21 protein-coding genes are annotated in these 24,667 nt (G+C 55.0%); all 21 read left to right on the top strand.

Annotation, left to right across the window (positions count from 1 at the left end):
• The first annotated feature begins 91 nt into the window (after positions 1-91).
• The 21 genes from NP77_RS18965 (at position 92) to NP77_RS18865 (ending at position 24,667) form a co-directional block, all read left to right on the top strand.
• The gene (locus tag NP77_RS18965; protein WP_039661281.1) at positions 92-1,831 is read left to right on the top strand and encodes a hypothetical protein; all 1,740 of its coding nucleotides are present in this window, start codon (positions 92-94) and stop codon (positions 1,829-1,831) included.
• A gap of 46 nt (positions 1,832-1,877) precedes the next feature.
• Positions 1,878-3,455: a hypothetical protein gene (locus NP77_RS18960; RefSeq protein WP_039661280.1), complete on the top strand. Its 1,578-nt coding sequence runs from the start codon at positions 1,878-1,880 to the stop codon at positions 3,453-3,455.
• An 11-nt stretch (positions 3,456-3,466) separates the two neighbouring features.
• Entirely contained in the window at positions 3,467-4,177 is a 711-nt protein-coding gene (locus NP77_RS18955; RefSeq protein WP_039661279.1) for a hypothetical protein, read from the top strand.
• Between the two features lie 43 nt (positions 4,178-4,220).
• A complete protein-coding gene (locus NP77_RS18950; protein ID WP_072040374.1) occupies positions 4,221-4,811 on the top strand; it encodes a hypothetical protein in 591 nt (196 codons plus the stop codon).
• A gap of 10 nt (positions 4,812-4,821) precedes the next feature.
• Entirely contained in the window at positions 4,822-5,313 is a 492-nt protein-coding gene (locus NP77_RS18945) for a hypothetical protein (RefSeq protein WP_039661278.1), read from the top strand.
• A gap of 2 nt (positions 5,314-5,315) precedes the next feature.
• On the top strand, positions 5,316-5,867 hold the full coding sequence (locus NP77_RS18940; RefSeq protein ID WP_039661276.1) for a hypothetical protein: 552 nt from the start codon (positions 5,316-5,318) through the stop codon (positions 5,865-5,867).
• A gap of 9 nt (positions 5,868-5,876) precedes the next feature.
• Complete coding sequence (locus tag NP77_RS18935; protein ID WP_039661273.1) at positions 5,877-6,599, top strand: hypothetical protein; 723 nt, start codon at positions 5,877-5,879, stop codon at positions 6,597-6,599.
• An 11-nt stretch (positions 6,600-6,610) separates the two neighbouring features.
• Entirely contained in the window at positions 6,611-7,429 is an 819-nt protein-coding gene (locus tag NP77_RS18930) for a hypothetical protein (protein WP_039661272.1), read from the top strand.
• A gap of 792 nt (positions 7,430-8,221) precedes the next feature.
• Positions 8,222-11,326 (top strand): hypothetical protein, encoded by a 3,105-nt coding sequence (locus NP77_RS18925; RefSeq protein ID WP_156137310.1) that lies wholly within the window; start codon positions 8,222-8,224, stop codon positions 11,324-11,326.
• A gap of 3 nt (positions 11,327-11,329) precedes the next feature.
• Positions 11,330-11,689, top strand: coding sequence for a hypothetical protein (locus NP77_RS18920; protein ID WP_039661268.1), 360 nt, complete (start codon positions 11,330-11,332; stop codon positions 11,687-11,689).
• Between the two features lie 12 nt (positions 11,690-11,701).
• Positions 11,702-13,135, top strand: a complete 1,434-nt coding sequence (locus tag NP77_RS18915) for a baseplate protein (protein WP_039661266.1) — start codon at positions 11,702-11,704, stop codon at positions 13,133-13,135.
• A 9-nt stretch (positions 13,136-13,144) separates the two neighbouring features.
• Positions 13,145-14,236, top strand: a complete 1,092-nt coding sequence (locus tag NP77_RS22640; RefSeq protein ID WP_052250671.1) for a hypothetical protein — start codon at positions 13,145-13,147, stop codon at positions 14,234-14,236.
• Positions 14,237-14,298: 62 nt separating this feature from the next.
• Positions 14,299-14,742 (top strand): hypothetical protein, encoded by a 444-nt coding sequence (locus NP77_RS23870; protein WP_008926981.1) that lies wholly within the window; start codon positions 14,299-14,301, stop codon positions 14,740-14,742.
• A 5-nt stretch (positions 14,743-14,747) separates the two neighbouring features.
• Positions 14,748-18,512, top strand: coding sequence for a hypothetical protein (locus tag NP77_RS22635; protein WP_052250670.1), 3,765 nt, complete (start codon positions 14,748-14,750; stop codon positions 18,510-18,512).
• 8 nt (positions 18,513-18,520) lie between these two features.
• Positions 18,521-19,105, top strand: coding sequence for a tail fiber assembly protein (locus tag NP77_RS18895; RefSeq protein ID WP_197066374.1), 585 nt, complete (start codon positions 18,521-18,523; stop codon positions 19,103-19,105).
• 103 nt (positions 19,106-19,208) lie between these two features.
• Positions 19,209-19,526, top strand: a complete 318-nt coding sequence (locus NP77_RS18890; protein ID WP_052250668.1) for a hypothetical protein — start codon at positions 19,209-19,211, stop codon at positions 19,524-19,526.
• The gene (locus tag NP77_RS18885) at positions 19,523-19,978 is read left to right on the top strand and encodes a hypothetical protein (RefSeq protein WP_039661265.1); all 456 of its coding nucleotides are present in this window, start codon (positions 19,523-19,525) and stop codon (positions 19,976-19,978) included. Before NP77_RS18890 ends, NP77_RS18885 begins: the two co-directional genes overlap by 4 nt.
• Positions 19,965-20,582, top strand: coding sequence for a hypothetical protein (locus tag NP77_RS18880; protein WP_039661263.1), 618 nt, complete (start codon positions 19,965-19,967; stop codon positions 20,580-20,582). Before NP77_RS18885 ends, NP77_RS18880 begins: the two co-directional genes overlap by 14 nt.
• A complete protein-coding gene (locus NP77_RS23735) occupies positions 20,579-22,855 on the top strand; it encodes a hypothetical protein (protein ID WP_052250667.1) in 2,277 nt (758 codons plus the stop codon). Before NP77_RS18880 ends, NP77_RS23735 begins: the two co-directional genes overlap by 4 nt.
• The gene (locus NP77_RS18870; RefSeq protein WP_008926988.1) at positions 22,852-23,247 is read left to right on the top strand and encodes a hypothetical protein; all 396 of its coding nucleotides are present in this window, start codon (positions 22,852-22,854) and stop codon (positions 23,245-23,247) included. Before NP77_RS23735 ends, NP77_RS18870 begins: the two co-directional genes overlap by 4 nt.
• 43 nt (positions 23,248-23,290) lie before the next feature.
• The gene (locus tag NP77_RS18865) at positions 23,291-24,667 is read left to right on the top strand and encodes a hypothetical protein (protein ID WP_039661262.1); all 1,377 of its coding nucleotides are present in this window, start codon (positions 23,291-23,293) and stop codon (positions 24,665-24,667) included.

The following is a 24,667-nucleotide window of genomic DNA, read 5'->3' as shown; positions in this document are numbered from 1 at the left end:
CTTGCCTCTCTCACACCGCAAAGTACAAACCGCATAAATTTGCCTCGTCAAAAATTCCCTCGCAGCCGCGCCCTGAAAAAAGGGCTGAATTGTGAGCAAAGATATTACCCCTGCACGTATGCGTGAGCAGGACATCATGACCCGCGCCTCGCGTGTCATGGCTTTTACCGTTGATGCACAACGCAATGCTTCTGGCGCGATGATTGCTGATCGCATCGAAATGTCTCAGAACATTGGCAATGCTGCAGGCCAGGACCCGATGTTTGAAGGTGCTAACCCGGAGTTCTGCCGTATTGTCGGCACCGCCTGGGCGTCGAGCATGATCGAGTACAAAGAGCGTCACGGTCACTATCCACCAGCTGACCAGTTGGCGAACGCCAGCCGTGCGCTGGAAAATCTGATGTTCGAATCAGCGGCTGAAAAGCACGAAGGCAGCGGCAAAGCGATGTTTGAATCTGTCGCAGCTGACATGCGCACCTCTGATGGCGTTATGCGTCAGGCGCAGTTTGCCGCACTGATCCTGCCAGCGGTGCTGGGCGCGGCCACCAGCGACGCGTGTACCTTTGTTCCGTGTGAGCGAGACGAAGCGAAGATTTACGAGCTCCTGAACGTCGCCGGTACCAAGTTCGGCACCTTTGAGCAGGGTGACGAGATGCACATGCAGTCTGCTGCTGTGTACTCGCAGATGAAGCGCCTGTATCCCTTCCCTGCCGCAATGCAGCCGGACGGCACTAAGAAGACCTTCACCTTCTCCCTTAAGACAGTCGAAGGCGCGGATATGCCTATCCGTGCTGGCCGCGCCAAGCTGCTGATCAACCGTCGTCCGGGCAAAGTCGATGACGGCGATGGCAACCTGTATTTCTCCGACAAAGACGTTAAAGGCAACGTGTTTGCGGCTACCTGTAAGGTTGATTACGAGAAAGGCACCATCGCTGTGACCTTCACCGATGCACCGGCTAAAGGTACTGAGCTGGCGGCACAGGTTGAGATCAACGTAGAGAAAGCACCAGGCCTGATCCCTGTTATCAACCAGTCCATGCGTGAGTTCACCGTTAAGCCCTCACAGTTCGTGATCGCGTCTGAGCACACTGTTATGGCAGCGTCGGATCTGAGCCGTGAATTTGGCATCAACCTGTCTTCTACCCAGTTTACCGCTATGCGCAACTGGCTGAGCCATGAGCAGGACATGATGCGCCTGCGCACAATGGCTTTCCATAACGTCTATGACCGTGAATTTGACGTGGCACTGCCGGAAGGTCAGACCTACGAATCGTGGGTAGGCCTGATGAAGCACGCGATCACCCAGCTGAGCACCGACATGGTTAACCGCACCCGTAAAGCCGGTATCCGTGGCGGCTTCGCTGGTGGCGAGGCGGCTAACTTCCTCAAAAGCCTGCCTGCTAACGTCTTCCAGGCTGATCCTAACTTTGTGCAGTCACCGTACATCCAGCGTATCGGCACATTGTTTGGTATCTATCAGATCTTCGAAGTCCCTACCGCTATCTGCGATCAGTTCGTTGCAAACGGCGTGGCGCTGGGTAAAGAAGACATTCTTTTCTACGGCCGCGGTGATTCCATCGGTGACGCAGGCCTAATCGCCGGCGACGCTGTTCCAGCCATTCCGTATGTCCATGAAACCAACCCTTCACTGGTCAACCGCACAACGCTGTGGGGCTCTTCCCTTAACGAGCTGCACCCGCGTAATGGTGAAAACTACTTCGCCAAGCTGACCCTGACCAACACCAAAGTCGGTGCTTACAACATGCTGACCGGTAAGCAGATCGAAGGCGAAACCGCTCCTGCAGCAGCTGCCACCGGCACCGGCAGCTAATCCCCCTTAACGCCTCCGTTAAGGGGGCATTTCATGGACATTTCACATGAATAAGATTCGTTTTTCTGTGGGCCAGGCGTCCGGCATTGCGGTGCAGGAAGTCAACGCTGATGCGACGACTTCCGTTGCATCTGGCGGTGCGTCCGTCTTTGCCGGTCTGGTCATTGCCCGTCGCGGCAAAATCGGCACTGTGCTGCGCGTCACTGCTGATAACTATCAATCAGTGCTGGGCGAAGCCATTCACCCACGCAGCGGTGCGGCGTTTGAGCCACTGCGTCACGTAGCGACTGCCGTTAACGGCGGTGATGGTTATGTGGTCCGCGTGGCGGCACCGGGTATGAAGATCCCTGCCCTGTCCCTGATGGCTGACACTACCATGCGAGAGCTGAGCGTGGTGGCCAGCAACTTTGCACCGTCTTCCGATCCGGTTCTTGCGGCTGGCGCTGCAGCGATGATTTACATTGATGATGGCGACGCCTCAGCAAACCGCACTCTGAGCATGGAAACTGACACGACGGCACCGGGCTTCTACATCCTGACGCTGAAGGAAGTTGACGCGGCTGGCGGTGAATCAGTGCTGGAATCTCACCAGATTTCATTCAACACCAACGCCACCAGCGACATGGGTTCGCCTGCCTTCCTGCCGACCGCGCTGGAAAATGGCTCAACCCGTCTGCGCGCTATCGTGTCGGACGACGTTGAAACGCTGATGCAGCCTATCACTGAAGGCTTTGACAACATGCAATTCAGTGGCGGCGTTGATGGCGACCTGACTGCTATTGCCACGGCTGACTACACCAAAGCCCTGACAGTTCTGCGTAAATCCATGTTCTCCTGGACGGCTGTACTGTCGCTGGGCTGCTATGACCCGACCGTGATCGCGGCGCTGGTCAAGCTGGCGGAAGACACCCGAACCGACATGTTCTACGACGTACATGGTGCGCAGCTGTCAGCAGCGGCGATGGCAGAAGCGCTGGGCCACGGCCTCGGCGGTTCACACCAGCCAGCACGCTACTACTGGCCGTATACCGCACGCGACGCATTCACCGGCACTAACGTTAACTGGGGTATTTCCTGTGACGCGTTTGTGGCGAAAGCGAAAGGCGTGGCGCTGGTCTCCGACGTCGGCGGTTGGCATTACTCACCGGCTGGCGTATCCCGCGCAATCATCAACCGTCAGAACATCAAGCCTATCCCGAATCTGGACGAGATCGACCGCGAAGCCTTTGTGACTGCGCGCATCAACCCGGTCAGCCTCGACAAAGCCGGGAACATGTATATCGACGACTCCCTGACCACGTTCGCTAAAAACAACTACCTGCGCCTGCAGCACATCAGTTCACTGATGAACGCGATCGCACGCGGTTTTTATGACGTGGCAGAAGCGCTGAAGCATGAACCGGACGGTATCACCTTCAGAGGCCTGACTGAGGGCTTAAAAGACCTGCTGGAGCGTTTCGTTGCCGCTGAAGCCCTGGTTAAGCCGCGTGACGTCACGCAAGGCACTGAGCCATTTGTTGTCTCCGTCGTGCAGAAAGATATCGACTTGTGGGAAGCCTCCTGGTCTGTCTGCCCTACCGGCTCTTCCCGCCGCATCGTCGGCAAGCCAACGCTGTTCCGTTAACAGAGGAAATTATGAACAACATTTTTAATCACAGAACGCATGGCCTGCTGGGCGCTGCATTCGAAAAACCTGCTGCAGCTGAAGAGCCAGCCGTAAAAGATTCCATGCTGGAAAGCGCGGGCTTAGGCAACGGCGCACTGGATCGCACTATGGCGATGTTTGAAGCCGTACAGCGTCGAGCTGGCGAAGACGCCCGCTCGGTTGCGGCCTCTCTGCTGGCGGGCTGGGTTGAGGACGGCGAAGCCGATGCTGACAGCTTTGAAGCGCTGGCACTGGTGCTGGCCGGACTGGATTCGCTGTCTGAAGACGACGATCTGGATGACGCGCAGGTTGATGCCTTTAACGCCGCGCTCGGCGAGCTGGCAAATGCCGCTGTTGCGATGGGTGCAGATCAGGATGACGTCACCAGCATGATCGATGACGACGATGACAGCGCCGCTGAGAGCGTTTACGAGGCGCTTTCCGGCCTGACTGAAGACGATGAAGCGATCGCAGATTACACCGTGGCTGGCGGTGAAGGCGGCGAAGCCATGCTTGAGTCGTCCACCTTCAAAGCCGTGCGCGATGGCGTGTTAACACTGATTCGCAAGCGTCCGAAGAAGCGCCGCATGACCTCGCTCCAGAAGCAGGCGCTGAAAAAGGCCCGTACTAAGGCGCACAGCTCGATGGCGAATGCGCACCGTAAAAAATCACTGAAACTGCGCAAAAAACGCGGCCTGTAGGGGATAGCAGCCGGGTGATCCCGGCTGCAATGAGGATAGCGCGATGATCTGCGGTGCAATCATGCCAGATGGGGTCAGCCCCTTCCTGAAAATCTATATCACGTCAGAAACGGCGATGGTTGTGGGCTACATCGGGGAAGGCTCAACCGCCAGCATTGAATCCATGTGGGAATCTCCGTTTGCCAATGACTCGCTGGGCGGCGTCGCCGGTGCAGTGAGTGCTGCTGGCGGCAAGCTGGCGGGTGGCGTGCAGGCCGCAAGCGGCAATACGTCGAAGTCGGAATTTAACTCCCTGCTTATCTGGGAAGGTCAGCAGCCGCCTGAGTTCAGCATCGTTGTAGACCTGATGGCTACCACGAACGCAAAGGTGGAAGTCATGGACGCAATCATGACGTTGCAGCAGATGGCCTCGCCTGAACTGAATGCCGCCATGCCGGGTGGCCGCCGTCCTCTCCCCGTGATCATGGACGTTGGTCGTCGCCTGAAGCTGATGGATGTGGTGATCCGTAGCGTCGGCTATCAGCTGGACGCGCCACGCACAGCTGACGGGCATTACACCCACAACACCGTCACGCTCCAGTGCTCCGGCCTGAGCGTCCAGAACCAGTCTGATATTCCATATATGTTTATCTGAGGAACACATTATGTCCGGATTTTCCAATACGAAAGCCGACACGGCTTTTCTGAAAAAACGCTTTAACCAGAACCTTGCAGCGGGTGAAAAACTTATCGGCTCTGAGTACTGGGTGACTGTTAAAGGCTACCCAAACCTGTCGATTCTGGTCCGTACCACACAGTTGCCGGAAATGGCCCGTGAGGATGTGGAAGACGTGGCACCAGGTGGCATGAAGTTTAACCAGCATGGCACCCTTAAAAACTCTGGTGAGTTCCAGATGACCTGTGTTGAGACCATCAAAGGCGACGTATTTGCAGCGGTCCGCCAGATGGTCCTTAACAAGGAATACGTTGATATCACCTTTGCTGCAGCAGCAGAGTCTAACGGCGGTGACAGCGCTGGCCTGACACGCAGCTACCTGCACTGCAAGGTGTACTCGGATTCTGTGGACTTTGGCTCTGAAGACACCACTGCTGCCGTTAAGCTGCCGCTGCGCGTTGTCTACAACTGGGCTGAATAACCATGACGCCGGTCGAACTGCTTGAGGCCGTAAAAGCGCGCTTCACGACGCTGCTGGTGGATGAAGAGGCGCTGTTAACCAGCCTTCTCCGCCAGGCACTCGGCGTCTATCAGGATCGGGCCGGTGTACCAGGCCGTAAACGCATTGAGAAATCGGGGGGCGCAAGCCTCCCTTTTCCGTCTGATTACCTGTCACTGGTAAACGTGAACGATTTCAATGGTGCGCTGGTATATGCCGATCCCTATGAATCAACCATTGAGCTTGAGCTGACTGGCCGCGAGAAATGGCCGTTTACCCTGCTCTACTTCCGCAATATTCGTGACTGCGATTACAAAGAGACACAGCTACCGCCAGACATTACCGGGCTGATCGAAGACTACCTGGAAATGCTAATCGCTATTCCGAATGTTGAGCGCCTGCGCCGCCTGCATATCGCCGGTAAGTTTGACGCATCGTTTCTGCCAGACGAGGCCACGCTTCACCAGCGTAAAGCCGATCTGGAAATGCAGATCGCCGCTACTCGCGCAATCATCCCCGCAATGAGCACCTGGTAAGGGGGCGCTATGAGCTTTTTTAACGGTCTGGCCGGGAACATTAAAGGTTTTGCCTCCAGTACGGCCAAGCAGGCCGGTAGTAACCTGATCTCCAACATCCTCTCCCGTGCATCTGCCACCATGAGCGGCGGTAGCGGTGCATCGTATGCCGGTCTGCCGCCTGAGCTGGCCAACGCTAAAACAATACTGGAAATGGCTATGCGCATCCGTTACGCGCAGGGCTGGCAGTGGAACATTGAGATAGACGGTTTCTTCCGCGTGGATATGTACGTGAAAGATATCACCTACAGCACAGGCAACGTTGAGACCGAAAGCAAGCTGATTGGCGGTACTGAGTTTGTGAAGCCCACGCATGTTACGGCGGGCTCTGTCTCGATGACTGTCCGTGACAATGAGGATGGCGAAATCCTCCAGAAGTTTAAGGAGCGCCGTGCACGTATCTCCAACGGAGATGGCACGTTTAACCTCCCACCAGCGTATCTGCTTAACGTCCGGATCTACCGCGTCTCACAGGATGGCCGCACCTCGCTTGAAGAGGAAATGAAAGGCTTTATCACCACGATCGGCGAGATCTCCCGCGCCCGTGATGCCGTGGGCGAGTTTGCCACTATTCCAGTGACATTCGTGAAGTACACCAGCGCCGGAAGCCTCGCAAACGGATTGCTGAAAGGAGTAACCGGGGGAATTACAAACCAGGTTCAATCGTCTGCATCAAACCTCATTAAATTCTGAAGGACAACACAGTGATCATTCCTCCACTGCCGCTGGCGTCGCGCCCTGCTACTGAAATTATCTTCCGACAGCCGGTGATCAAAGATGCCCTGAAATACTGCTCTCCCGATGTGTTAGGTGACGAGCGGCGCGTTACGGAATACCTGAATGCATTACAGGAAGGTCCGATTAATGACAGCCGCGACTGGACCGCACAGGAACGCCGCACAGCGCTGTGGTGGATCATGATTAACAGCCGTGCTGACAACATGGAGGCGTTTCACTACAGCTGCGAGCACTGCAAGGAACTGCACACCTATGACTTCGATCTGAGCGAACTGGCGGAGACCGTAGAGCTGCTGACCATAGCACCCTATGAGCGCGTGAATGTCCCTGTAAATGGCGTACCAACTGAGTGGACGCTCAAGCCGCTGACCGGGCGCGGGCAGGAAATGCTGGAGCGTATGCGCGCCGGTCTGCCTGATGCTGACGCGCCGGATTATGAAGCCGCCATTATGCGCATGCGCATTGCGGAGTTCGCGCTTTGTACTGCGCTCGATGACGATCCGCAAGACTACGAAGAGGCCGCAAATCGCCGCTTCGACATTCTGGAAGGCATGGTTCCCGATCTCGAGTTCGCGCCGCTGGTGGCACACATTCAGCTGATGCAGCGCAACCTGCGCCACGGCCTGCTGATGCAAATCACACAGGGCGAAGTCCAGCTTCTGCTCCCGCCGTGTGCCTGTGGAAAGGAGGGCATGCAGAAGAACACGACTCAACTGTATATCCCATTTCGCTCTGGATTTTTTGTTCCACGATTTTCACCTCAGTGGATGGTTAACCATCATTGACAACCTGACGCTGACTGCACGTCAGCCCGTTGGTGACGTTGATGCACTACCGCTTTGGCGCGCTATTCAGATGAACAACACGCTCACAGAACAACTGAAACAGAGCAGAAGCAGATCTCAATGAATAATTTTAAAGAATTAGACAAGATTATTGGTGTTATCGAGCATGCCAGCCGCGACCAGCTTAAAGAAATGGCTTTAATCCGGCAGGAAATTGCAAAGTTACGCCCTTCTCACCCTGAAAATGAGCGTGGGGATCATTCAGGAATTCGTGTAACAAGATCGCTTACAGGAAGGGGTTATTCAGCTGGTAAAGAAACTAAAACCTCAAAAAAAGACGTATCAAAAGAAACTAATAATGAAAAAAATGAAGAAAAATTACCGTCAGAAAAAAATAACCGTTTAAGCGTCACAAAAAAGCACGCGAAAGATGAAAAAAAACATTCTGAAAGTAATGAAGTTAGCAATGCAGTCTCTTTGAAGCGCTGGAGGCAGTCTAAAGGATTAGAAAAAGAAGATAAATTACCTTCTAAAGGTAATAAAAAAGAAATCTTAGGCGTATCGGGTGGCGTTACAAACGTCAGAAATAAACACTCTCAACGTCAGTTAAAAACTGGTTCTGATAGAGACTCTGACACCACGGCAACAGTTGGTAATACGCCTGGGCGTGATGCCGGTGGCCGCTTTAAATCACGCACAGATTCTGCCGCTGCGTCTGCTGTAACGCAGGATAAAAATGCGCGCCGCGCTGAGCAAAAGCAGCAGCAGGGATTTTTCCGATCGCTGAGTAGCATGCTGGAATCTGCCACCGAATCAAACAGCGATGGAATGTCTTCAGGCGCAGACATTGCTGGCACGGCTGCTGGTGGTCCGCTATGGATGATGGGTAAAGGCATGTACGACATTTCTGCCGAAGTTGGAAAGAATGTCGTGACGCTGAAAAACTTCATGCAGGGCAAAACCGAAGGTAACGCCGCGCTGAAAATGGAGCCGCCGTTAACGCATCCACCTGTAACAACCGAGGCCAGAACGCCACCAGTTATCGGTAAGCCAAAATCAGCTGACGGCTTTAAAAACGCTCAACAGGCTAAGGCTATTCAGGTAACGCAGGAACAGACCAAAGTTATCGCCGCCAATGACGATCGCATTGTGGATGCCCTGGACGATGTGCGCGAGGAAGTCAAAAAGCTGTCCCATGCGTCGCGCAAGGATGGCGCGGGGCTGCTGGATTCGCTGATCCCCGGCAGGCGTAAACGCCGCGGCCGTAAACGCGGTGCGCTGTCAGCTGCAGCTGATGTTGCTGACGCAGCTGGTGATCTGCTGCCGGACGGTAAAGGCAAGCCCGATGCCTCTAAACCCAAACCTAAGCCGAAAAAGAAAAGCCTGCTGTCGAAAGCGCTGAGTGTGCTCAAGGGTGGCAAAAAAGCGGCAACGATTGGCGGCGTAGCAGCCACGACAACTGCAGCTGCTGCAACACTTGCAGCTGGTGGCCTGGCGGGCGGTGAATCGGCAAAGGCGGGTGAGAAAGCCACGCAGGCCGCAGCGGAAAAAACTACTGAAAAGGGCGGTTTAAAAGTCGCAGAGAATACCGCAGGCAAAACGGGTCTCAAAGTAGCTGAGGAAACTACTGAAGCAGAAGCAGATAAGACCGCAGAAAAAGGCGGACTAAAGGTGGCCGGTAAAGTTGCCGGTAAAACTGCCCTTAAAGCGATTCCGCTGGTCGGGACCGTAATCGGCGCTGGCATGGACGCATACGAGGGGTACAACGACACGGAGGGGCAGCAGAAAGCCTTTGGCCTTAAAGAAGGCGATTCGGTCAGTGGCAGACAGAAAAGTGAGTACACAGCAGCAAACGTGCTGAACATGGGTGGACTGGTCTCTGGTGCGTCCGGCCTGCTGGCGTCAGGTGCGTCTGCACTGGGTATGGACGGGGTAGCAAAATCACTGATGTTTGATACCGGCGACATTGCGAAAGGGCTGGATTCCGGGCTGAGTAAAGCGGGCGACATGTTCAGCGCCTTCTCAACCAGCGCGTCAGGCGTATATGACAAGCTGACTGGCACCAGCGCGGAGCAGACGAAAGCGATCACCGATGGCACCACTAAAACCGTCACGGCTATAAACCGCCTCGGTACACAGTTGCAGGGTGGCGAGTGGGGCGAGGACGGCGTTGGTACGCAGGGTAAAAGCTCCGCTGACTATGCCGACGTTGCGCAGAACAGCATTGGCGCTGATCTCAATATTGGTGGTGCTAATGCGAAGGTCCGATCCTTCCGTAACAACAACTTTGGCAACCTGAACTATGTGGGACAGGAGGGCGCAAGCCTGGAGGCCAAAAACGGTAAAGGTGAGGCCCGGTTTGCCAGGTTCAATACGCCAGAGGAAGGATTCAGGGCGCTGGCTAACCAGCTGACAAGCTACTCAGAAGGAACGTCTAAAGCAGCAGGTTACAAGAAGCTGAATACCGTACAGGACATTATCAAGCTGTATGCGCCTGAAAGTGAAAACGACACGTCACAATATGTGGATTCACTCTCGAAAAAGCTGGGCGTGCGTGGTGATGAACAGCTGAATCTTAAAGATCCCAAAGTCATGACGCAGATGATGCGAGGTATTGCCACCATTGAGGGCGGCAATCCGCAGGTCACTAACGATTTCATGACAAACGCCATTGGCCACAATGAAAATGGTAAGTGGGTCGGCGGGAAATTCAGTGATGAATCCCTTAAGTCGGTAAATGAAGCGCGTGCGAAGCAGGGGCAGGCGCCCATAGCGGCGGATTCGCTCTATTCAGCTGGCGATAAGGTGAAGCTGACGGCTGGCGCAGTGGCACCTGCCGCCGCACCGGCAGCTGTTCCCGTACCTGTTACGGCACCAGCAGCAGCCCCCGCACCAGTGCCAGCAGCGGCCCAGGCAGCGCCTACGGTCTCGCAGGTTGCTGCAGCAAAAGAGGCCGGTAAGGATAAGCCGGCCAGCAGCGCGGCTGACAAAATCAAACACGCTGGAGCAGGCGCTTGGGGGCAGGTTAAAGCGCTTAACGAGTGGGCTGACGGGAAAGTGAAGGGCGCGACTGAATCAATGGGCGTGGCCGGTATGTCGCGCAAGCGTCCCACCAGCGGCTTGTCCCTTCCTGGCGGCCAATCACTTCCGGCAGGCCTACAGCTGGCCGCGCTGGCACCTGACCAGATAGCCAGCCGTTCCCGTCCCGCCGCTGTATCTCATGTCTCAACCGGCAACGTGCGCGCACGTCCCGGATCAGCCACGTCTGACACGCCTATCACTGTGGCCAGCACACAGGCACCAGCCGCACCAGCAGAAGGCAACGGGCTGTTTGATCGCATGCTGGGCGGGGCTATGGACGGCGCTAAAGCGGTCAGTGCTTCAATCATGCCCGCAGTCGGTGACACGCTCAGTCAGACGCTGGGAGGCTTCAGCGGCAACGACATGGTAAGCAGCGTACTGGACCAGGCAGGCATTACCGATCCGGGCGTGCTCCGCGCCATATCTCCACTGACAAGTAAGGCTGGCGGCTGGCTCGACAGTGGCACTGAGTCGCTGGCCAGCGCCGGTAAGTCATACCTGAGTGGCGGCAGTGCGGCGCAGACACGGCCAGCACAGCAGCCTCTTCTTAATCACCCGGCACAGATCCAGAACGTAACGGATCTTCCTCGCAGCGGCATGCGCCCGATGATGAGCGGCGACACCAGCAATCACGATCAGGACATGCTTAAAGAGCTGAAAGGTATGCGTACCCAGTTGGAGGCACTGCTGGGCGTTACGAAGAAAAAGAGCGATACGGCACCGGACAAAGTGGTTAACACAGCGCAACCGGCACCCCGCACCTCATCAACGCTGAGCATCAACGATGCGGCGCTCAACGAACTACTGCAGGACTAACGCATGCAAAACGAAATTGACTGCCTGATGCGCGTGGATCAGGGCGGCGTGGTGGTGAAAGCCGGAGAGTCAGATGCATGGCTTGCCCGGCTTGAGGAATGGCTTAGAACGCCACAGGGCAGCGTTTACGGCCTGCCGGGATGGGGTAACACCATGCAGGACTTCAAACATGAGCCGGTCGGTTCTGAAACCGGCCACTTAACAGAGGTTGCAGTGGAGGCTGCGCTTATCAGGAAGCTGCGTATCGATCTGCCTGGGCTGGGTCTGCGTGCTATCCGCTGCGCGCCAGAAAACGTTGATACCTGGCAAATCACATTCATTACATCAAACGGTCCGCTGACCGTATCCATGAACAAAAGTTAATCGGAGTAAATTGTGAGTATTCAGGAGTTACTGGAAAATTTTAACGGAAAGCTGCAGGCCAACAGCTGGTGGAGAAAGTTTACCAACAGCCAGTTCATTCAGATGATGGCCGTGTTTGGTGCACAGATTATCTATGCCGCACAGACTACCGCTGAGCGCGGCCTGACGGAGGGGTTTATCTCCACCGCAACGAAGCGCTCAAGCATTCTGGCCGCAGCCGAGGACCGCAATTACCTCGGTCACTTAATCACGCCGTCGTGGGGCAGTGTGAAGATCACCAACAAAACGGATGAAGTCATTCAGTTGCCGATCTACGCGGAGTTTCTGTCGAATGCACAGTTGCCTTACGTCACAACCGATGTGGTGATCATCCCCGCTGGCCGCAGCGTCGTCGTTAACGACGTCCGCCAGATGGAACACGTCAACGTATCCTCTGCAATCGACGCCGAAGCGCCGTTTTACACGGTTATGCTGCCGCGTGATATTACGGAGGAAACGGTCTCGATGGACGTATTTGTGACGGAAAACGAGAACAAATCGCTGTGGGAAAATAACCCGCTGTTTCGTCTATCCCGTGGCACCAGCCAGCATTACGTGCTGGTTTACAAACCCTCTGAGCAGCTGGGCGTGCGCTTTGGTGACGGTGCGATCGGGAAGATGCCGAAGACCGGCAGTAAGGTTGATCTGGATGTGTGGTGCAGCCGGGGCGACACCACGCTGACGCAGGGCCAGAAGCTGACGCCAGCGGGCAACATTGCCGACTTGAACAGCAAGATAGAAGTCGTGACCACGACGCCAATCACGGGCGGAAGTGGCTTTGAAAGCACTGAGGAAACGCGCAACCGGGCGCAGTACTACGTGGCCTATGATGAGCAGGTAGTGTGGGGCGGTGACTACAAGTACTTCCTGAATCGTGCTGTACCGGGTATGTCGTGGATCAGTGCCTGGGGTGAGCAGGAGCAGGAGCTATCCACCGGCATTAAGTCACTGAGCAATATCAACACGATTTTCTTCTGCGGTCATAAGCCAGGGTACACGCAGGCTGAGCTTGAAACCATGCTCATGACAGCCGTCACGTCTATTCCGAATGAGATCAATAAGAAGTTCCGCTACGTCCGGACACAGGAAGAGCCATTCACGATCTCACTGACCGCGCTGGCCAAGAAGAACGTCATTCTGTCAGACGCTAAAAAAGCCGTTCAGGAAGCGCTTGAGGCCCGGTTTGGACGGGATGCAACAACGTTTGGCGACAGCGATCAGAATGGCGTTGCTGCCGGTAAGCACTTCTCACAGGTGCAGGTGAAAGACCTCTGGCGCGTTATCGAAGAGCTGAACCTGTTTATCTCCTATGAGCTGACCCCGCACGATATGAAAACGGCCCTGCAGCTGAATGATTTTATCTATCTCGATGTGGCTAACTCCACGTTTGATATTAACTACCTGTAAGGCACGGCCATGATCAGAAACTGGGTAAAAGACCGTCTTACAAAGGAAAAGCAAGGCTCTGAGTTATGGTCGGGCTTTGCTAACACGCTTCAGGGCATTTTTGAGGAAACGGTAGAGCCGATTCTGGAACGTATTACCAACCGCAAAAGTTATTACACGATGGACAAGGACGATCTGACGCTGCGCATGAGCGAATACGGCCGTTTCTTCATTGTTGCGGAGACCACGGATACCAGCAGGCCCATACTGCTGGCACAGCGCCTGGACGAAGTGCATTTTAAAGGCACCGATAAGCCGATCACCTCTACATTCTGGCGCGAGTTCGATAACCTGCCGGTCAGCTGGCAGGAGTTGTATGCGCCGGTAGATCAGGATCTGGCCCCCTATGGCACCTTCTTCACCACAAAAGAAGGCCTGGCGATTGCTGAAGCAAAATATGGCGAGTTCTTCCTGACGTCACGTGCGCAAATCTCGGTAGCGCTGAATGAGCTTTATGAGCGTTATGGTTATCTGGAGCAGGGTGAAGCTGTTCAGAAGCTGCTAACGCAATTTGACCGTATCATTGCTCCGCTGCTGCCGCTTCACATCGTGTTTGACGGTGTAGCGCTATTCATCTCGTTTGAGATGAGCGCAGACGCTGAAAACATCACGCTTATCAGCGCCGGTATCGACTATCAGGCCAAATTGTCTTACGCCGATCTCCAGTCGGAGATCAAAAACCTGCACATGGCCACACAGCAGCAGTTCGATATTCCCACCGTGCCGTTACGTCAGGTTAAGCGCTGCGAACGCTACGATATGTTTGCCGCAGACGCCTGGACTAATGACTACCTCGCAAGGCCTGACGCCGCGCCAGCGCCCATTGATATTGCCAGCGCTGCCAGTGACAGCCGCGCCCGGTTATTCACGGACGGTGGCGTGCAATACGTTGGTATCCAGAAGGGCAACAGCCAGGGCGTCACAGCCACCAGCACGGACGGCAGTAGCGTGACAATGGCGTTTCCCTTTGACGGCATGCCGGAGTTTGTTCTGGCTCTGCCCGACGACGGCAGCGGCAACAGCACGATCGCGACGCTTTTTTATGAGCAATTTGTCGCGTAGTTGACCATCGGATTTTACGAACTCCATACCCTCTGGCCTCTTAACTCTGAGAGGCTTTTTTTATGGCTGATACTATCTCTGTCAGCAGCAAGCTGTTTAAAGCGAAGCTGCTGGATTACTACTACATCCGTCGCGCTGAATCCTCCATCGGCAAGGGTTCCCGCTTCCAGATGGTGAAAGCCTACTGGGGCAAGTCAACGCTCGTCAGCAGTAACGCCGCTGGCGGCTGGAACATCGCGGATATTCCCTCCACGTTCAGCAACGACAACCTGACCGGTAAATTCACTGAAACGCCTCTGGTTCTTACCAGCACCGGCGCGGATATCTCGATCACCATTCAGCTGGATGAAGCCATTCTTCCGGAAGGCAAAGCCTATGATCTCAATACGCTTACGCTGGTGGACGCTGACGGCAACGCCTTTGCCGTGCTGTGCCTGCAGCAGGACACCGTATTCCGTGGTAAGGCCTACCGTCTTATCGTCACCATCGAACAGAAAACGGCGTAGCGCACATGAGCAGTAATGAAATTACCGATATCGGCGTTATGGCGGGGAAAGCGTATGGCACCGCGCCGCTATCAGCGGATATGCAGTACCTGGAGACCTACACCAGTTCCGCTTTAAACCGCAAGCTAAAGGGCATTGTGCGATCCGGATTTTACCTGGGGTTTGCGCCGGTTGCCGGTTCCGGGCTGAATATCGTCGTTACCTCAAAAGGGGCTGAAGGCGGTCAGGGCGCGGCCTCAATCGACGTAAACGCACATCAGATCACCGTGCAGCATCTGGCCGATCTGACGTTGCCGGTCATGGCGGGCAAAACTACCCGTATCGTGCTGGAAGCAAACTATAAGCTGGGCGTGAAGACAGATCAGGTAGATATCACCTCCACAGTTGAGGCCGCACGCGTCTTTGCGCAGGATATCTCAGTTGCGCTGACGCCGAACCAGCTGGAGCTTTGCCGCGTACTTGTGCCAACCGGCACCACGCAGGTTACGCAGGCGATGATCGTCACCAACTACCGTATCAACCGGCAGGTCGGTATCACGCTGGATTCGATTTACACCAGCGACGATGAGCTGATTGCGGCTAACCTTAAGGGGCTAAAAATCCTTAAAGGCATGATCGATAACAACATGGTCATTGCCAATAACGGCTCGGATATTCACGACAAAGCGATGTTCCGTAAAAACATCGAGCTGGATCAGCTGGTCAATGAGAAGCAGCTGGTCGCCAGTGAGAATCTAGCTGATCTGCCAGACGTGCCAGAGGCGCGGGAAAATCTCGGTCTCGGTACCGCCGCGCAGGCGGATCAGCAGAAAAACCCGCTGGATATGACGGCGGGTGCGCTGATGGCCGTGGGCGCATTTGGCCTGGGAGCGCCGTCGCTGGTACTGGACAGCAAAATCACCTTACTGGCTGACGTGTCTGTGACTGAGCAAAATGCCTTCTGGACACTGAGCGGCACCTTCAGTGACGGCCCGATTGATCTTGGCAAAACCATGCAGACGCTGCGTGGCCAGCTATTCAACATGCGACGGAAATATGATGCCGACGCGTCACTGCTGCAGCTGCTGGCGGCGCAGGGTGGCGTAATGTATCTGCGTGTGGCCGCTAAGGTTTCAGGCGACTGGGTGTGGTCCGGGCTGACAGTGGGTTCAGACCAAAACGGCTGGCGCAAGGTGATGGACAGCGCCAGCATGACACTGGCCGATCTGGTAAAGGCGGGCGCGGCAGCGGCAGGTGATAACAACGATATTACCAGTACCAGCAAGCTGACCAATATCAACACGCCGAAGCTGACGGTTTCAAAAAATCTCGACGTCGGTTCTCAAATCAGCGCCGGTTTCCGTATTGGTGTGATCCGGTCTGAGCCGTCAGTGCCTTCCATGACGTTTTTGCGGACCGATCAGCTGGATGATAAGCCTCCCGCATACGAAACAGACGTAATGCAGATTGTAGGCCGCGTGGCGGCAGTTAGTGGTGATGCCTGGAGCGGCAGGATTCTCGGTGGCATAACAACTACAAACATGCCGCATGGCGGCGGTAAAATTTCGATTGATGCGCGTGCATCAACAGGCGTTATTACGACGCGTCTGGTTCTCAACAGTGGAGATGGCTTAACCACGCTGCAGGGTGCTGGCGGGCTGACTATTACCGGTGGCGGCGGTCTGTCGTCTGATGGCGCGGCCCTGTTTACCGCTGACACTATTGCGCTGCAACTGAAGCCTAAAACTAAAGACAAAGCCTACTACCTGCGCGGGCGAAAGGCTGACAATACGCTGCACTGGTATATGGGCCAGTCTACGGACAACACCGATACCGTTACCTGGGGCAACTCTGTTACAAGTACGTGGCTTACCCTGGCGGGCGATGGCACTGCCGAAACCAACGTTTCGACAATGAACCTCCGCAATAATGCCACGGTCGGCGGCAACCTTACGGTAAACAGAGGCGCTGACTTTACCGGCCCGGTAAACGTGCTGGCGAAGGGGGCAACAGCGGTAGGCGATCTGACCAATGCCGCGCTGGTGGTAACGGGCAGCAGCAGTGATGGTACTCAGGGGATCACGGTTAACAGCTTTGCGCCTACAGTCACTTTCATCGATCGTGACGCAGAAGCAGCTGGCTTTCGCCTGAGAGGCGAGGGCAGTAGCCTGCGTCTCGATGTGGATAACCGGAATAATGGCGTAACGTGGAACCAGAATATCGCGCTCTTCAGCGATAAAGGACATCTGGCACTTGGCGGTAGCAGTGACAGCACCGGACGCATGCTGACGATTGGAAGCACAGCACCGGGCAAAGGTAATCTGACTGGAACGACTCAGATTGCTGCAATGGCTTATACCAATCTCGGTGCAGACGCGACAGTCCGTGGCATTGGTTTTGGTGTGGAAATGTCAGTAGGTGACGGAAGCAGTGGACAAAACTTGCCTGAAGTTGTCGAGTTCTGGGGTAACAGCACTGTTGTTAACGCCAACGCCACTGTAGGTCTAATGTCGTCTTTCCGCGTGTTTGACAAAGCCAATCTTAGCATTAAAGCGGCCTATGCATTTGAAGGGATGATGACGCAACGCGCAGGATTAAATCGGTGGAACCTGTATATGCAGGGAACGGCACCAAACTATCTGCGCGGTCAGACAATTATAGGCGGAGTGGATACTGCCCCTCCAGCCAGTTATATCGCGTTGTCGGTAAAAGGCGGACTGGAAGTAAGCGATTTATTTAGGTCTTTCAACGCTGCGGAGTTCAGAGGCCAGGTAAGCCTAATTTCAGCAACTCCGTATATCGACTTCAATTCATCAACTGCACAGATGAATGACTACGACGCCCGTATTCTGGTCGATACGACTAATGCGACTGCTTCGGGGCAGGCAACAATGAATATTGTTGCCGGTCATCTCAATATCAATGCAGCGTCGCATTTAGTTGGGTCACTTGTTGTTGATAAAGACGCGCACTTTGAGACTGACACTTTTATCCGAGGCCGACTTTTTACAGCAACACATATGAGCATCGGAAATATCGGAACAGGCGTTTTTGCTGACGATCACGGTTCCATAAATATTGGCGACGCCGATACAGGTTTATTATGTCCTGATGATGGAACTATGGATGTTTATACAAACAATGTTAAAACGGCCCGTTTTACCACGAACAAACTTTATGTATACGGAAAAGTAGTTCAAGAAGACCCGGATTTACGCATTCGTCCGACTGGTGGCAAAGGCATCGGAATGCTGCACCGGTTTGATGGCTCAAATTATTACATGCTGGTCACAAACCAGAATGATCCGGATGGGGCATTTAATACTCTAAGGCCGTTCAGCTTTAATGGCATCAATGGCGACGTCCTTATGAACCACAATGTCAATGTAGGTGGTAACTTCTCAGCAAATGGAAATATTAATGCTGGTGGCGACGTTGTTGGTGGACACTTTTCAGCACGTGGGAATGTCAGTGCTGCTGGCAATCTTTTTGCCGGTAATGTGGTGTATTCCGGTAATGGTCAGTCGGTCATGCATGCGGATGGCAATATCTATGGCCCGGTCTGGGGAGGATTCATCAATAACTACATCGCAGCACGATATGTTAGTGCCGTCAGATTTGCCGGTTTTAAACAAGCATCAACCTGGAACGGCCCCGGTATTACTGAAGAGAGCGGCTACGTTATAACGTCTGCCAGGAACGACAACCAGGACCAATATATCGACGTCGTGACGGCGCGTTGTGTTCAGTACTGTATTAACGGTGGCTGGTATACAGCAGGCTTTGCGTAAGGATGAACATGTTAAATTTTGGACCATTTAAAAAATATACACCGGATGTGCCGGTCGTTACTGAATCTTCCACTGATGAAGAAAAAGTTGAGGCCGCCAGACTACAGTCGCTCAATAACATGAATATCATTTTCGTCCGTTGCAAAAGCGGTCAGGACTGGTATGAATCGCAAAAACTGTATTCACCAGACACGATGAAAATTGTGTACGACGAAGCAGGTCGGGTAGTCAGCTTTGACACGGATGCTTCAAAACTGTGGCCGATCAACTGCTGGGTGGCAGAGGTGGCCGCTTCGGATATTCCAGACGGCATGGATAGATTAGGCGGATGGGTTTACCGTAATGGCAAAGTGGAGGCTTATAAACACTCTGCCGCAGAGCTGCAGGAAATGGCTGAGCGCACCAGAAGTTCACTGCTGGCAAAAGCGCGGGCCTTTATCAGTGACTGGCAGGCGGAGCTGGCGCTTGGCATCCTTCCGGATAACGACAAGTTGCAGCTGGTGGAGTGGATGGCCTACATCCGGCAGCTGAAAGAGACCGATATCGGCAACGTGCCGGAATCTGCCTGGCCTGCGCCACCAGCAGCAATCTAATCTCCCTCAAAACAGCGCCTCCAGGCGCTGTTTTTCTTTACCTCTCTAAATTACAGACTCCGTACCCTCACGCCACCTGATTACCAGGTGCTAAGGGGGGTATGTGACCGATGTAGAAAAAATGCTCGCGGTTTCGCTTCTCCTGTCTTTGCTAAGCGGCACAGGCGTATTCCTGCTGGGAGTGCGCGAATACCGGATCAAACCAAACGTATTCAATTTCACCACCGAGCTGGTGCTGGCGCTGATTACCGGACTGACGGCTTATTTTTTTGCGCGACAGCAAGGACTGGACGAAATCGTGATTTATCTCGCCGTGTTAGTTGCAAGCAACAACTGGCGTGAACTCTCAACTGTATTTAAAGAACGACTCATTGCGGCAATAAACGGCGTATTTGGGTCAAAAGGAGGCTCCGGCCAATGATTGATTACCAGAATCTGTTTATTACAGCGATGGCGGCGGCGATGGTATTTGATCGCTGCGCGATTGCCCGTAAAAAAGTGGCATTACTGAGTTGCGGTGTAGCTGTGGTACGTGACAACGCTCTGGCGTTCCCGGTCCGCTTTAATATTGCCTGCGCGGGTAAACTAGCGGGGGCAAAAATCGAGTACTGGCTGCGCGACAGTAACGATCCGACAGTGGTTATCTCCGGCAAGCAGCGCACGCTGGACCTCTCGCCTAAAGGTGTGAGTGAAGAGTTTCTGCTGATCGATACGCGTTATCTGGAGCCAGGTGAATGGTATCTGACAGTGCGTGTCACGCACGGTAACAGCCGTCTTAACCCTCTTTACCGTATTTTCCCGTTGCAGGATACCGTCACCAGAACCTATCAGCTGAGTAAGTCAGAGCAGGGGGAATACTGTGTCGAATCCTAAGACCTATGTCCTGCTGAGCTTTGACGAGCTCAACGAGAAGGGCCTGGCGAAGCTGAAAAAGGCGATCGCCACCAGCGGCTTTGAGGTAGCCAAAATCACCGCCGCCGGCGCAGCCCGTAAAAAGGATGGTGTACCCACTAAAACCTTCAGCCTCACCGGTATGGATGAGCAGGTCATGACCGTGCAGGTCAACGATAGCGGCGACATTTCCGGCCTGAAGCTGAACGGGAAAAACGTGCCATTTACCCACGTCACCACAATCCCCGATCTCGGCCGCCAGCTGGCCGCGCTGTTTAAGAAAGGCTCGACGGCATTTCAGAAGGCGCTGGCGCGCAAGATGGCACGTGTCGCCGCCAGCAAGGACGACACACCGCAGCCAAAACGCGGCGTGAAATCGTCAGTTCAGCTGCTGGCCGAAGTGCGCCAGCAGCGTGACGCCTATAAAGCGGGTATCGCAGACACCCAGGCGAAGGCTGACCAGCTGACGCGGGATGCCGATGCGGCACAGAAAAACGCGGACAGCTTACAGACCGAGCTTAATCAGGAGCAGGCGATCACCCGCCAGCTGAAAGAGCAGATCGCCCAACTGGAAGAGGCAGCATGATGAATGAGATTTTAAGCAACCGTATGGTGCTGGACCTCCAGAGCCGCACACCGGGCGCAGTGCTGGCGCAGGCGGTTTATGACGGCCTGATGACCGGCAGCAGCGCGGATATGATGCTGGAAAGCGCCACTATCGACGATATAGATCACACCTACCTGGGAAATGAAAGTCTGGTGCCGGGTGCGATGTTTGAGGCGATCAGCACTGAGCGCATGCGTCTGGCGCAGACCATGCGTGCCTTTGTGAAAGCGTTAAACCGTGGCCTGAACGGGACCAATATTAGCGCCGGTACTGACGATGCCGGCGCTGATACTACCGGGCAAAAAACCGTGGGCGGCGCGGTGATTGGTAAGGTTCGCCGTGTGGCCAGCATACCGGTTATGAGTGCGCTGATTCCATTATCAGACGGGCAGAGCGTGTCGCTGGTGTTCCACTCTCCGACCGCTGACAACGGCAAGATCCGCAATCAGGATACGCTGGTGGCGTTTCAGTTCCTGATCAATAAGCGCGACGTGACACACATTGTGGCCCCCATCAGTGGACGGGATGTGTCGCTGCAGCAGGTCACTCAGGCGCTTTCCAACCTGATTGAGAAGAATAGCGGCAAGTTCACAAAGCAGAAGGATGCACAGACGAAGTTACGCGCAGAAGTGGAAACCACACAGGCCGAAACGGACAAGCTGGCAGATCAGCAGTCTGCACTGCTGGAAGTGGTGGATACACAGACCGCACGCGTGCAGATGCAGCAGGATAATGAGCAGACGCTGCGCGGCAAAGTCGCAGCCCAGCGCCAGATCAATGCCGACCTTACCGGCCAGCTGGCGGCGTTGCAGCAAGCGAAAGCCAGTGAGCCTGAAAACACGGACACTTTCAGCGACCGCACTATCCAGGTTAAAGCGCGGCTGAACATGGACGGGCAGGCGACTCTGAGCAATGGCGCGACCGTCCGCTATCACAGCTATGACCCGGACGGCGAGCTCGAAGGCAAGGTGATCATCACCGAAGCGGACGGGACCACGTTTGAAATGCCGTCCAAATCCAGCCAGGGCGGGGATATGGGTAAAGCGGCTACCAAACTGCTGAAGGCCTACCGCGCCGGCGCGGCGGATAAATACCGTGTCAGTGCTGAGCCAGTTTTGACGCAGGAGCCACAACCTGAACCGGCGCCGCAACCAGAACCACAGCCAGAGCCGCAATCAGAACCACAGCCAGAGCCACAACCAGAGCCGCAATCAGAACCACAGCCAGAGCCACAACCAGAGCCGCAATCAGAACCACAGCCAGAGCCACAACCTGTCACACCCGCAGCCGTCTGGCGCTATGCGCTGGTAAACCGGCCAGTGGGTATCGGCGCGGTACCGCCTGAATATGCTTCCGTTGCAGACCAGCCAGCAGAAGGCCTGCCATACAGCGGCGTTGCGCGTAACGGCATTATTTCCTACGACCGTCCGCTTACTGACAAAGAGATTGCTGACTTTGAGCTGAAGCTGATCCCTACGCATGCGGATCTCGATGCGCTGGCCGTAAACGTGGCCGACAAGATGAGCGATTACGCCGCACAGTATCTGGAAATGTTCTCAGAAGACCCGGACACCTACGCAAAACAGGTGCGCATGGTTGCCCGTAAAAACCTGACTGGCGTGGCCTACCCGGAAGGTGAAGACCTGACCTATTTCAATCAGGCCATTAACGCCAGATTGCAGATCCTTGCAGCAGGTGAACCAAAGCAGGAGGAGACCGACGTGACTGACGATCGTGAAAACATAGACCCGTTCTGGATGGCGGCGAAACGCTTGGGCGATCTTGTAGGCTGGGCGTCAGACTTGGTAAATGCCTGGGCCGAAGCGCTGGGTTATGGCAGTGATCAGATGAAGCAAGCGGCGGACTATGTGGAGGTTAATCAAAGCCCTGATTATCTGAAGGCTGTAGAAGCCGCGATGATCACCGGCAAGCGTATTCCGCTGGTGGAGGAACTAAGCACCTCTGAGCCAGAGCCAGCCCCGCAGCCAGAGCCACAACCAGAACCGCAGCCTGAGCCAGTGCCGGAAGCAGACACCCAGGCGCAGAAGGCGATTGATTACCTTCAGGGGCTGACTTCGCTCGATACCGACGATATGGACGTGATCCGTGCTGGCCGTACCCAGGTCCGTGAGGCCATTGCCGCACTGACGGCCGCGGGTGTATTCGATGAAAACGAATCGCTGGTCAATGACGCCGTGCAGCATCTTAGCGATCTGCTGGTGGCCGTGCAGCGTAACGGGGTGGCCGCATGACCTTAACCGCACTGCAAAAGCTGGATTTAGCCGACCAGCTGGACGAGCTGATTATCAAAGCCCCGACTGTTAAGGGGCTGGACCTTCTGGATCTCAATGACCAGATGGAGGCGATCATGCTCCAGCTGGGTTATGGCGTTGCGCCAGCACCCGCCACCAGCGAACCGGCACCCGCGCCGGTCACTGAGCCACAGCCGGAACCCGTGAAGGAAGATCAGCCCGTTCCCGAAGTTGTTACTGACTTTCTGGCCGGTAAGTTCATCAGCCAGGCGCAACTGGATTTTGTTGAGACGCTGCGCCGTGTCGGTGACTACATCGGCGTTTATCTGGAGCTCGACGACGCGAGACAACAGACCGCCAGCTGGATAGCCGCCAGCGGCCTCGCTGCTTAAACATCAACCCCGTTTCGGCGGGGTTTTTATTCCTGGGAACAAAATGCTTAACGAGAAATTACGAAATCTGCTGAGCGACGCTGGCAGCATATTTGCCCTGATCGGGCTGGTGGGCTCACTGCGTAAAGCACAGACCACAACGGGGCGATCGTCATATGTCGTTACCGGCAAAGGGCAGGAGGTAAAGACGGCGTTTAAGGTGGTTGATGCGCGCCACCTGATTATTTCTAACAACCTCGACGGCACAATAAACCCGCTTTTCCCGGCTGAGTTGCAGCCACGCGACCGCACGCGCCTGACCAGTAAAGTGCAGGTATCTAAAATCGCGGGCAACCTCCGACCGGCAAAGCTGACTGATTCAGGCATGAGCAGCCACGGCGCGCCAATCGTGGGCGCAGATAACGTGGTTGAGTCGGGTAACGGGCGCTCGATGGGGATCACCCGCGCCTATGAGCAGGGGCAGGCCGACGAGTACCGCCAGTATCTGATTGAGCACGCAAAAGATTTCGGCCTTAAAGCGTCGGATATCGCGCAGATGGATATGCCGGTACTGGTGCGTGAGCGCATTACCGACGTTGACCGTGCGCAGTTTGCGAAAGACTCCAACCTCTCCGATTTGCAGGAAATGGCGGCGAGTGAGAAGGCCTTTGTCGATGCCGAAATGCTCGATGAGCGTCTGATGGCCATCTTCAATCCGTCCGACGACGGCAACCTTCTGGCACGCTCAAACGACGGCTTTATCCGGGCATTCATGAAAGAGATTGGCGACACAGCGACCGCAGGCCTACTGACCGAAGACGGGCGCCCGACGAAGCAGCTGATTGACCGCATGCAGAATGCGATCTTTGCCCGTGCCTACAAAGACGAACGGCTGGTTAAGCTGGTATCCGAAGAGCCGGACCCGGAAATGCGCAATATCCTAACAGCGCTCAACACGGCGGCAAGCGAGTTTGCACAGATGCAGATGCTATCCGGCGACGTTCACCGGCAGGCCGTCACCGGGCTGGTGGATGGTGTGCAGTCGGTTGATGGTCTCGATCAGCAGGCAATCGCCGCGTTGCAGGATGCTATCAAGCTGGTTCGCCAGGCTAAAGACAGCGGACAGGCCATACAGGAAGTACTGGCGCAGCAGGGATTATTTGAAGAATCCAGCAAAGAGGCCGAAGCGCTGGCGCTGTTTATCGTGGCAAACAACCGCAGCGCAAAACGTATCGGGGCCGCGTTTAAAAAGATGGCGCAGATGATCAACGACGAGTTGTTACACCAGCAGCAGGCGCTGGGGGATATGTTCGGTGGCGGTGAGCTGACGCTGACAGACGTCCTGACCGCCGTATCCGGGGAGATCGAAGAGGAATTTGGTGAAGGAAAAGGCCTGAACTTTGCCATGTTCGAGTCTGTCAGCACTCCTGTACAGGCCTAA

The organism is Pantoea sp. MBLJ3 (assembly GCF_000816655.1).
Taxonomy (GTDB): domain Bacteria; phylum Pseudomonadota; class Gammaproteobacteria; order Enterobacterales; family Enterobacteriaceae; genus Pantoea; species Pantoea eucalypti.
Note: the sequence above shows the minus strand (reverse complement) of the source record. Positions and strands in the feature narration are given on the sequence as shown.